The organism is Cyanobium sp. LEGE 06113 (genome assembly GCF_015207615.1).
In genome coordinates, this window is the sequence record NZ_JADEWM010000004.1 from 294,618 (window position 1) to 305,244 (window position 10,627).

General features: G+C 71.9%; 11 protein-coding genes. 6 read left to right on the plus strand and 5 right to left on the minus strand.

Annotation, left to right across the window (positions count from 1 at the left end):
- Window positions 1–13 precede the first annotated feature (13 nt).
- Together pyrF and IQ220_RS16230 are read left to right on the plus strand one after the other, a co-directional pair.
- Window positions 14–775, plus strand: coding sequence for an orotidine-5'-phosphate decarboxylase (gene pyrF / locus IQ220_RS09320; protein WP_228009079.1), 762 nt, complete (start codon window positions 14–16; stop codon window positions 773–775).
- 69 nt (window positions 776–844) lie between these two features.
- Window positions 845–2,164: a 1-acyl-sn-glycerol-3-phosphate acyltransferase gene (locus tag IQ220_RS16230; protein WP_304524001.1), complete on the plus strand. Its 1,320-nt coding sequence runs from the start codon at window positions 845–847 to the stop codon at window positions 2,162–2,164.
- A 12-nt stretch (window positions 2,165–2,176) separates the two neighbouring features.
- On the opposite strand, the gene IQ220_RS09330 is transcribed toward IQ220_RS16230, so the two are convergent.
- Genes IQ220_RS09330 through hpf form a run of 5 tightly spaced genes read right to left on the minus strand, consistent with a single transcriptional unit; the run spans window position 2,177 to window position 7,025 of the window.
- On the minus strand, window positions 2,177–3,511 hold the full coding sequence (locus IQ220_RS09330) for a glycosyltransferase family 4 protein (protein ID WP_370566403.1): 1,335 nt from the start codon (window positions 3,509–3,511) through the stop codon (window positions 2,177–2,179).
- A 26-nt stretch (window positions 3,512–3,537) separates the two neighbouring features.
- The gene (locus tag IQ220_RS09340) at window positions 3,538–4,947 is read right to left on the minus strand and encodes an MFS transporter (RefSeq protein WP_193914527.1); all 1,410 of its coding nucleotides are present in this window, start codon (window positions 4,945–4,947) and stop codon (window positions 3,538–3,540) included.
- Between the two features lie 17 nt (window positions 4,948–4,964).
- The gene (gene recO / locus IQ220_RS09345) at window positions 4,965–5,759 is read right to left on the minus strand and encodes a DNA repair protein RecO (RefSeq protein WP_193914529.1); all 795 of its coding nucleotides are present in this window, start codon (window positions 5,757–5,759) and stop codon (window positions 4,965–4,967) included.
- A 7-nt stretch (window positions 5,760–5,766) separates the two neighbouring features.
- The gene (deoC, locus tag IQ220_RS09350) at window positions 5,767–6,441 is read right to left on the minus strand and encodes a deoxyribose-phosphate aldolase (protein WP_193914531.1); all 675 of its coding nucleotides are present in this window, start codon (window positions 6,439–6,441) and stop codon (window positions 5,767–5,769) included.
- Window positions 6,438–7,025, minus strand: coding sequence for a ribosome hibernation-promoting factor, HPF/YfiA family (gene hpf / locus IQ220_RS09355; RefSeq protein ID WP_193914533.1), 588 nt, complete (start codon window positions 7,023–7,025; stop codon window positions 6,438–6,440). The genes deoC and hpf overlap by 4 nt, the downstream gene beginning before the upstream one ends.
- Window positions 7,026–7,079: 54 nt before the next feature.
- Between hpf and lipB the strand changes: the two genes are divergently transcribed.
- From lipB to IQ220_RS09375, 4 genes are all read left to right on the plus strand, one after another.
- Window positions 7,080–7,760, plus strand: coding sequence for a lipoyl(octanoyl) transferase LipB (gene lipB, locus IQ220_RS09360; protein ID WP_193914535.1), 681 nt, complete (start codon window positions 7,080–7,082; stop codon window positions 7,758–7,760).
- A gap of 26 nt (window positions 7,761–7,786) precedes the next feature.
- Window positions 7,787–9,778 (plus strand): AMP-binding protein, encoded by a 1,992-nt coding sequence (locus IQ220_RS09365; RefSeq protein WP_370566404.1) that lies wholly within the window; start codon window positions 7,787–7,789, stop codon window positions 9,776–9,778.
- Between the two features lie 61 nt (window positions 9,779–9,839).
- Window positions 9,840–10,283, plus strand: coding sequence for a YlqD family protein (locus IQ220_RS09370; RefSeq protein WP_193914539.1), 444 nt, complete (start codon window positions 9,840–9,842; stop codon window positions 10,281–10,283).
- A gap of 29 nt (window positions 10,284–10,312) precedes the next feature.
- A partial coding sequence (locus IQ220_RS09375) for a biotin/lipoyl-containing protein (RefSeq protein WP_304524002.1) occupies window positions 10,313–10,627 on the plus strand: 315 nt, incomplete at its 3' end.

Below are 10,627 nucleotides of genomic sequence, written 5' to 3' on the forward strand. Positions count from 1 at the left end.
CGTCGATCCCACCCTGGCCGTTGCTTCCTGGCACGCGGCCCCGCCGAGCCCGGCCACGGGCCAGCAGGAACCTGCCGAGCAGATCATCGTGGCCCTCGATGGCCTCCAGGCCGGGGAGGCCCTGGCCCTGGCCATCGCCATCCCCGGCCTGCGCTGGGTGAAGGTGGGTCTGGAGCTGTTCGTGTCGGCCGGTCCGGAGGTGGTTCGTCGCCTGCGGGACGAGGGCCTGTCGGTGTTTCTCGATCTGAAACTGCACGACATCCCGGCCACCATGGCCGGGGCCTGTCGCAGCGCGGCGGCTCTGGGGGCGCAGCTGATCACGGTGCATGCCTGCGCCGGGGCCGAGGCCCTCGCCGCTGCCCAGGCCGGCGCCGCCGAGGGAGCGGAGCGGGCCGGCCTGGGTGCTCCCTCCCTGCTGGCCGTGACCGTGCTCACCAGCTGGGAGGCGCAGCGCTTCCGCACCGAGCTGGCCATCGAGACCCCCCTGCAGCCCTACGTCCTGCACCTGGCCCGGCTCGCCGCCGCTGCCGGCATCGCCGGTGCCGTGTGCTCTCCCCTGGAGGTGTCGGCGCTGCGGCAGGCCCATCCCCGGCCCTTTCATCTGGTGACCCCGGGCATCCGGCCTGCAGGCTCTCCCGCCGGCGACCAGCGGCGGGTGCTGACGCCGGCTGAGGCCTTGGCCGCCGGGGCCAGCCAGCTGGTGATCGGCCGGCCCATCACCACGGCGTCTGATCCGGCGGCGGCCTTTGCCGCCTGTTGCGCTGAGCTGTCCTGAGTCGAGGCCTGTCTCATGCCCCGTCTGCACGTCGGGGGGGTCCAGCCCCCGCTCCGCTTCATCCCGCCGATGCGCCGGCCCTGGGTGCGGCTGCTGCTGCGCGGTCTGCTGCCCCTGCTGCACCGCTGCCAGGGGGTGTGGCGCATCGAGGTGGCCGGCGGCGACGACCTCGCCAAGCTGTTCCAGGCCCACCAGCGTGGTGAGTTGCGGCTGCTGCTGGCCTTCCGCCACCCGAGCACCCGCGACCCCCTGGTGCTGGCCTGGCTGTTCTGGTGTGCCCTGCCGCGCCTGGCCCGCCGCCAGGGCCTGCGCCTGCATCGGCCCTGCCACGCCCAGTTTCTCTACGACCGGGGCGTTCCGCTCTGGGCCGGTGCCGCGGTGGGCTGGCTGCTGAGCCGGCTGGGGGGCATCCCGATCCAGCGTGGCAAGCTCGATCGCCAGGCTCTTCGCCTCGCCCGGGAGGTGGCGGCCCGGGGCCCCTTCCCCCTGGCCATCGCCCCGGAGGGAGCCACCAACGAGCACGGGGATCTGATCGCTCCCCTGGAGCCGGGGCTGGCCCAGATCGCCTTCTGGACCTGTGACGACCTGGCGGCGGCGGGGCGCGACGAGCGGGTGCTGATCGTGCCCCTCGGTGTGCGCTACGAGCTGCTGCGGCCCAGCTGGCCGCGCATCGACGAGCTGCTGCTGCTGCTGGAGCGGCAGCTGGGGGTGGCTGCCTCCGCCGCGGGCGATCCCGCCTTCCCGTCGCCCCAGGCGCGGCGCTATGGGCGGCTGCAGGCGGTGTCCACGGCCCTGCTGGGGGCCATGGAGGTGTTCTACCGGCAGGCCCATGGGCTGGTGTTCGATGCCAACGCCCCCTTCGTCGATCGCCTGGCGCGGCTGCGGGAGGCCATGCTCGGCTTGGCTGAGGCCCGCTTCGGGCTCAGGCCCCAGGGCACGCTGCAGGAGCGCTGCCGCCGCATCGAGCAGGCCGGTTGGGAGCGGATCTACCGCAGCGATGGCCAGCAGCTCTCACCGGTGGCCCTGGGCCTGGCCGACTGGACCGCCGCCGAGGCCAGTCTCTGCCTGGAGCACATGCACCTGGTGGAGCCGTTTGCGGCCATCAGCGGTCACTACGTGGCCGAGGCGCCCACGCCGGATCGCTACGCCGAGGTGCTGCAGATCCTCTGGCGGGCCGTGGCCTGGATCGAAGGCCGCCCGGGGGCCTCGCCGCCGTCGCTGGGCCGCAGCCGGGCACGGCTGCAGGTGCAGGCCCCGATCGAGGTCACGGAGCGCTATGCGGCCTATCGCCGCGATCGCCGCCGATCGGTTGAGGCCCTCACCGCCCAGGTGCGGCAGGGACTCGAAGCCACGCTGGTTCAAGCCGCTGCCGATGGGGCCAGGGGCTGAGGGGGTTGGGGATCAGGCGGCCAGCGTGGGCTTGCCGATCAGCTCCCCATAGAGCCGCTCGAGGGCGTCGAGATTGCGGCTGAGGGTGTAGCGCTCCAGCACCCGGGCCCGCGCCCGCCGTCCCAGCTCGGTGGTGAGCACGGGCTGGTCCCGCAGGACCGGCAGCAGGGTGCGCAGCTGGGTGGTCACCCCCTGGGTGCTGATCACGATGCCGGCCCCGCCATCCAGCACCTCGCCATCGGCGCCGGCATCGGTGGCGATGCAGGCCGTGCCACAGGCCATGGCCTCCAGCAGGGCCAGGGAGAGGCCCTCCACCAGGGAGGGCAGCAGGAACACTTCGGCCAACTGCAGCAGCGCCACCCGGGTGGCCAGGTTGGGCTCGTAGCCCCACCACACCACGTCATCGTCCTGGGAGGCGCCCTGGAGGGCGGCCCGCAGGGGACCATCACCGACGATCACGAGCCTGCAGCCAGCGGGGCGCACCAGCCGCCAGGCCCTGAGCAGGGCCTCCACGTTCTTCTCGGTGGCCATCCGGCCCATGTACAGGAACACGCGGCTGCCGCCGAACTGGTGGCGCAGGGCCTGCAGTTCTTTGGAGGGAGCGGCTGGGGCGGGCGTCCAGGTGTCGCTGTCCACGCCGTTGGGGATCACGGCGAGGCGTTCGGGCCTCACCCCCAGCCGCATCAGCACCTCTGCCTGGCGATCGGAGAACACGATCACCCGGTCGAAGCGAGCCAGGGCGGGGGCGTAAAGCTGGTAGGTGAGTTGCTGGGTGCCGGCCGTGAGGTTGCGCAGGCTGGCGTCAAAGGCCGGATGGAAGGTGGCCACCAGCGGCAGGCCCAGCTGCTGGCAGAGGTCCGGCAGCCGGAAGTCGAGCGGGGACAGGGTGAGGCTGGCGTGCACCAGATCGGGGCGCAGCCGCTCCAGCGACTCCCGCAACTCCCGCTGGGCCCCGGGTGAGGGAATCGTGTACACCTGGGATTTCACCAGGTAGGAGAGGATCACCTCCGGGTCCGTCCCGCCTGGGGAAGGCGCCCCTACCGGGCCCAGGTCATGCACCGCCTCCGGCAGGTCCAGCACTGCCCCGTCCCCCAGCCTGCCCCCGGCACCACCAGCACGGCTGCGCTGCCCGCGGCGCCTCAGGTTCGAGCCCCCCCAGCGACCGACGGCCTCAGGCGCCAGGCCACCGGGCTCGGCCCCATGGCGCCCGAGCTGGGCAGCAGGGGTGTCGAAGTGGATGAAGCTCACGCCGTGGCCGCGCTCCCGCAGGGCATACGTCGTGGTGAGGCCGTAGGTGACGTTGCCGCAGAAGGGAGATTTCTTGCCTAGCCAGGCAATCTGAGCCACCCAGCCTCGCGCGTCTTCCCCTGACGCTACCAGCGGCGCCAGGGCTGCTCGGCCAGGGCCGCCACCAGGGCGATCGAGGCCAGCGCCCACAGCACCGGCAGCAGACCCCAGCGGCTCACCACCGCACCGGCGAGCACCAGGGGCAGGCTCAGGGCGATGTTGATCAGGTTGTTCTGCAGGCCGAACACCTTGCCCCGCATCGCCTCGGGGGTGTCTTCCTGGATCGTGGTCTGGGCCGGGATCGCCAGCATCGCGGCGCCGACCCCCAGCACGCCGCAGAGCAGCAGGGTGAACACGAGACTGCCGCGCAGCTGGCCCAGCAGCAGCAGGCTCCAGCCGATCGTGCCCAGGCCGGCGGCGGCCAGGCTGCGGCGCGGCAGCCGCTGACCGAGCTGGGCCACGGCCAGGGCGCCGATCCCCAATCCCAGGCCACTCATGGCCAGCAGCGTGCCGAAACGGGTTGGACCGAGCCCCGGCACCGCCGAGGCCAGGCTGATGGCCAGCACGTAGAGGGCCGCCAGCAGGCTGTAGAGCAGCACCAGCTGGCCCATGGCCCGGGCCACCGGCGGCCGCTCCCGCACCACGGCCAGTCCCTGGCGGATCTCTGACAGCACCGACGTGCGGGCCACCGGCCGGGGCGATTCCCGCCAGCGGATGCGGGAGATCGAGAGGGCCGCGATGCCGTAGCAGGCGGGCAGCAACAGGAATTCACCCCCCTCGATGCCGATCCCGGCCAGGACCCGCTGCAGCAGCCGCAGGATCGGATCGCCGAGGGCAAAGCCCACGATGGTGGCCGCCATGCTGGTGGCCTGATAGAGGGAATTGGCCGCCAGCAGGTGCTGGCTCGGCACCAGCTGGGGGATGGCGGCCTGCTCAGCCGGCGCAAAGAACTGGGTGAGCACCGATTCCAGAAAGGTCATCAGCACCAGGCCCCAGTAGCCCACGCTCAGCCCCATCCACAGGGGCGTGTCCACCAGGCAGAAGGGCACGAACAGCACCAGCGCTGCCCGCAGGCCATTGGAGGCCACCATCACGGTGCGCTTGGGCCAGCGGTCGGCCCAGACGCCGGCCACGGTGCCCAGCAGCATCGCGGGCAGGGTGTTGGCCACGTAGATGCCCGTGGCCAGCAGCGTGATCATCTGGGCCCTGGTCTCGGGCAGATCCATCCGCATCGCCGTGGCCGCCTCGGCCAGGGCGGGGTTGGCATCCGGCGTACCGCGCACCCAGGTCTGGGCGATCAGGAACACCATCAGCACGATGTAGAACTTGTCGGCCAGCTGGGAGAAGATCTGCCCCAGCCAGAGCAGGCGGAAGTCGGGCAAGGCCAGCACGGCCTGGACCCCTGATCTCGTCCTGCCTGGGCCCGGCCCCCTGCTCACAGGGGAGCCCTCTGGACTGCCGGTCAAGCTGGATTGGCCCCGAGCACGGCTGCCCATGATGGCTCAGGGCCGTTTCAGGGTGGTCCGGAGGCGGTTTCGATCCCCTGCCGCAGCAGCCGGAAGGATCGGGGGTGCCGGCTCAGATGCTCGCCGCACCAGCACTCCAGCAGCTCCAGCAGGTGCAGCCACACGACTTGGGGGCCCATCAGGGCCCCGTCGCGGCGGCGGGGCAGGGTGGCCCGCGGCAGCCGTTGCAGCAGGGCCAGTTCGGAGGCATTCAGCACCACCCGGGCTCCGGCGATGGCTCCGATCGCGAAGCCCTCGCCGGGCAGCAGGCTGCAGCGCCACTCCCAGGTGCCCACGGGAGGGTCCAGGGGCGCCCCGCTGCGGCAGCAGCTGCTCAGGGGCAGGGCGTAGCCGCCGATGGCCAGCACGTGCACTGCCGCCTGCACGGCCACGGCGAGGGCCTCCAGGTTGTCGCTGCGATCGCGCACCAGCAGCTCCAGCCGACCCAGATGCATCAGCACGGTGGTGAGCATTCCCGGCACCGGTTCGTCTGTGGGCACCAGGGCCATGCAGAGTTCAGCCAGGGCCTGGGCGGCTGCGAGGGTCTCCAGGCGCTGGGCCAGCTGGCTGTAGTTGTGCAGCACCCGTAGTTGGCGCACCCGTCGCAGGCCGCTGCGTCCACCCACCTGCAGCTGCAGATGGGCCAGGGGCACGGCCGCCGCCAGGCTGCTGCGGGGTTTGCGGGCCCCGGGCACGGCCAGGCGGCTGAGCCCGTGCGCCTCACTGAGCACAGTGAGCAGGCGGTCGCTCTCTCCCAGGGGCCTGCTGCTCAGGGCCAGGCTGTCCAGCCGTTCTTCAGCCACAGGCGCCTCAGCTCTTCTGGGCCATGGCGAGGGCCACCCCCCGGCTGGTGCCCAGGCGGCTGGCGCCAGCCTCCACCAGCTCCACGGCCTGCTCGAGGCCGCTGATGCCGCCGGAGGCCTGGATGCCGGCCCGGCCCCGGGCCAGGTCGCGCAGCTGGGCCACCAGGGCCGCGGTCACCGGCGGCCCGAAGCCGGCGCCGCTCTTCAGGAAGCGGGCGCCGGCATCGATGCTGATTTCCACCAGCAGGGCCAGGGCCTCGGGCTCCAGGCGCCCCGCCTCCAGGGTCACCTTCACGGGCAGCCCGAGCTCGCAGAGGGCCGAGAGCTCATCGAGCACCCTGGCGCTGTCTCGATCGGCCAGGGCGCCGAAGTCGGGCACCACATCGAGCTCGTCGGCCCCGGCGGCGGCGGCGGCCTCGGCCTCGGCCCGTTTCACGGCGGCGGGCACCGCTCCGAACGGGAATCCCACCACGGCAATCAGGCGCGGCCCGGAGCCGCGGCCCGAGCTCGCCAGCGGCAGGCGCTGGCGGGCCTCATCCACCCAGCGTGAGGCCACGCACAGGCCGGCGAAGCCGTAGTGGCGGGCCTGATCGCAGCCCTGCTGGATGGCCTCGCTGCCCTGCAGGGGATCCAGCAGGGCGTGCTCGATCAGGGGGATGAGATCGGGGCGTTCGCGACTCACGCCTCCTTCGGCTGGATCACCCCGAAGCCCCCATGGTTGCGGAGATACACCACCTGGATCTGCCCCGTCTCGGCCTCCTGGAACACGTAGAAGTCGTGGTCGATCAACTCCAGCTGGTGGGTGGCTTCATCCAGGGTCATGGGCGGCATGGAGAAGTACTTGCGCCGCACGCCGCGGTTGGGGAGTTCCGGCTCCTTGCCATCGGTGAGGCTGCCGCCGGGGGGTGGCAGGGCGGCGGCACCGGCCTCCTCGTCGCGGGCGGAGCGATGCACCGGACCCTGATGGCGCTCGTGGATGCGCTCCTTGTAGCGGTTCAGCTGACGGGTGAGCTTGCTGGCCACCAGGTCGATGCTGGCGTAGAGGTTGTCGCTGTGCTCCTGGGCCCGGATCACGGTGCCGTTGGCGAACATCGTCACCTCGGCGATCTGTTGGGGCACGCGGGGGTTGCGGGCCACCGAGAGGTGCACGTCAGCCTCCTTGACCATGCCCTCAAAGTGGCTGATGGCTCGGGTCAGTTTGGTTTCGGTGTACTCCCGGATGGCGGGGGTGACTTCAAGATTGCGGCCATGGATCAGCAGTTTCATCAGATAGCAGCCGGCTCCGTTGCTGGTTCATCCCCACGCTAGGAACGCCTGCCGGTGCCCCCCCCGCTCGACGCAATCCTTTTTGAATCCCGCCTTCCAGTGGCGTTCGAGCCGGCCTGGCGGGCCCAGCGGCAGCTGCAGCAGCGCCTGCTGGCTGCCCCTGAGAGCCCCGATGCCGTGCTGCTGCTGGAGCACCAGAGCTGTTACACCCTGGGGCGCGGAGCCTCGGAGGCCTTCCTGCGCTGTCCCCCCAGTGCCCTGCCCTTCCCCCTGCACCGCATCGACCGCGGCGGCGAGGTGACCCACCACACCCCGGGCCAGCTGGTGCTCTATCCGGTGCTCAACCTGCGCCGCCACGGGGCTGACCTGCACCTCTACCTGCGCCAGCTGGAGCAGGTGGTGATCGACCTGCTGGCGGGCTTGGCCCTGCGCGGTGAGCGCATTGAGGGGCTCACCGGTGTGTGGCTGGAGGGCCGCAAGGTGGCGGCGATCGGAGTGGGGGGACGGCGCTGGATCAGCCAGCACGGCCTGGCCCTGAACGTGGAGGCCGATCTGGCCGGCTTCGAGGCGGTGGTGCCCTGCGGTCTGGCCGATCAGCGCGTGGGCCGGCTCACCGACCTGGATCCCAGCCTCACGGCCGCGGGGCTGCGCGCCCCGCTGCTGGCGGCCTTCGCCCAGCGGTTCCAGCTGAACCTGCGCCCCCCGGCACCCCACGAACAGCTCCAGGGATGGTAACGATGGTGACTCTCTGGGCAGAGCCCGTGTCGCCAGCTCCCTCATCTGCCGCTCCTGAGGTCGCTCCTGAGCTTGCCGAGATCCACTGGAGCGGCAGCCGTCGCGACCAGCAGGCCCTGGCCCTGCACAGCGACTGGAGCCAGCTCAGCGGGATTCACGGCCTCTGGCCGCTGCTGGCCGAGCGCTACGGCGATGCGCCGGCCCTGGAGGCCCCCCATGCGGCAGTTCCCGAGTCGCTGAGCTACCGCCAGCTCCAGGAGCGGATTGAGCAGCTGGCGGCAGGCTTGAGCGCTCTTGGCGTGGCCAGCGGTGACGTGGTGGCGATCTTTGCCGAGAACGGCAGCCGTTGGCTGCAGGCCGACCAGGGGCTGATGCGCTGCGGTGCTGCCGATGCCGTGCGCGGCAGCGCCGCTCCGGTGGAGGAGCTGCGTTACATCCTGGAGGACTCCGGCGCCATCGGCCTGGTGGTGGAGTCGGCGGCCCTGTGGCGGCAGCTCGAGCTGCCGCCAGCCGCTCTGGCGGCGTTGCGCTTCGTGGTGCTGATCGAGGGGGAGCCGCCTGCCGGCGAAACCCCCTCAGCCACGGCGCTGATGGGTTGGCAGGAGCTGGCCCAGCGGGGTGCTGAAGCCCTGGCGGCCGGCCGGCCGGCCCCGCCGCCACCGGCCGATCCCCAGGCCCTGGCCACGATTCTCTACACCTCCGGCACCACAGGCCAGCCGAAGGGTGTGCCGCTCACCCACGCCAACCTGCTGCACCAGCTGCGCCACCTGGGTGTGGCCGTCACACCCCAGCCCGGTGACCGGGTGGTGAGCGTGTTGCCGATCTGGCACTCCTACGAGCGCAGCGCCGAGTACTTCCTGCTGGCCTGCGGCTGCCATCAGACCTACACCACGCTCAAGCAGCTGCGGCCCGACCTGCAGCGGGTGCAACCTCACTATCTGATCAGCGTGCCACGGCTGTGGGAGGCGATCCTGGCGGGCTTCGAGGACGCCCTGCGCAGCATGCCGGCCCCCCGCCAGCGGCTGATCGGCGCCGCCCTGGCCAACAGCCGCGCCCAGGGGCTGGCCCGTCGCCGCATGCTCGATCTCACCCTCAGCCCCGAGCCGCCGGCGAGCCGGGCCTGGGCCGCCCTCGAGGCGCTGCTGCGCTGGCCGCTGCACCGCCTGGCCGGCGCGGTGCTGTGGCCGAAGGTGCGCACCCAGCTGGTGGGCGGACGGCTGCGCACGGCGATCAGCGGCGGTGGCGCCCTCGCCCTGCACGTGGATGGCTTCTTCGAGGCGATCGGCATCGAGCTGCTGGTGGGCTACGGCCTCACCGAGACCAGCCCGGTGCTCACCTGCCGCCGCCCCTGGGCCAATCGCCGCGGCAGCGCCGGCCAGCCCCTGCCCGGCACGGCGATCAGAGTGGCCGACCCCGAGAGTCATCGGCCCCTGACCCTGGGGCAGCGGGGGCTGGTGCTGGCCCGTGGCCCCCAGGTGATGGGGGGCTACTGGCACAAGCCCGAGGCCAGCGCCCGTGTGCTGGACGCCGAGGGCTGGTTCGACACGGGGGATCTGGGCCATCTGCTGCCCGATGGCTCCCTGGTGCTCACCGGCCGGGCCAAGGACACGATCGTGCTCAGCAGCGGTGAGAACATCGAGCCCGGCCCCCTGGAGGATGCCCTGGTGGCCAGTCCGCTGCTGGAGCAGGTGATGCTGGTGGGGCAGGACCGCAAGCAGTTGGGGGCCCTGCTGGTGCCCCGGCCCGAGCAGCTGGTGGCGTTCGCGGCCGAGGCGGGCCTCACCTGGGCTCAGGGGCAGCCGGCGGAGCCGGCCCTGCTGCGGGCCCTGACCCGTGAGTGCAACCGCCTGCTGGCTGCCCGGCCAGGCTCCCGGCCCGAGGAGCGGCTGGGGGGGGTGGCGCTGGTGCACCCCTTCAGCCTCGACAACGGCCTGCTCACCCAGACCCTCAAGCAGCGCCGTGACCGCATCGCCAGCCGCGATGCCGCCGCGATCGAGGCGCTGTATCGGCCTCACTGAGCGTCCGTCGGTTGACCAGCACCCGCCGCGCTGACAACCTGACTGCTGCATCCCTTCCCCCATGGCCGACGCCAGTCTTTCGATCAAGCGCTCCATCACCGTGCGCGCTGTGGTCACCCCGCGCTGGAAGGAGGATGCGGAGCGGGAACTGAGCAATGGCCTCGCCACCAGTGACGCCCAGCTGGCCCAGCTGGAGCAGGAGGGGCAGCAGGTGATCGATGAGATCCGCCGCCAGAGCGCCAACCCCCTCGACCCCCGGGTGCAGGAGCAGGTGGGGTCAGTGCAGCAGCAGGTGGCGGCGAAGCGATCCGAGCTCGAGGAACAGAAGCGCCAGATGCTGGAGCAGCAACGCCAGGTGCGCGAGCTGGAGATGGAGCAGATCGTGGAGCAGGGGCAGCTGGAGAGCTTCTGCACGGTGCAGGTGGGCGACAACCTGGTGGAAAAACTGCAGGCCTCGGTGCTGGTGCGCGATGGCGTGATCGAAGCGGTGGAAGGCGCCTCGTAAAATCCGCCCATTCCGCGCGGCGCACCCCGTTGGCCACCCACGAAATCTTCATGCCCGCCCTCTCCTCCACCATGACGGAGGGCAAGATCGTGGAGTGGCTCAAGCAGCCCGGCGATCGGGTCGAGCGGGGCGAATCGGTGCTCGTGGTGGAGAGCGACAAGGCCGACATGGACGTGGAGGCCTTCCAGGAGGGCTTCCTGGCCGCCGTGCTGATGCCGGCCGGCGGCACGGCGCCGGTGGGTGAAACGATCGGCCTGATCGTGGAGAGCGAGGCCGACATCGCCGCCGTGGCCGCGGCGGCTCCCGCAGCCTCACCGGCCGCGCCGCCCCAGCCCCTGAGGCCC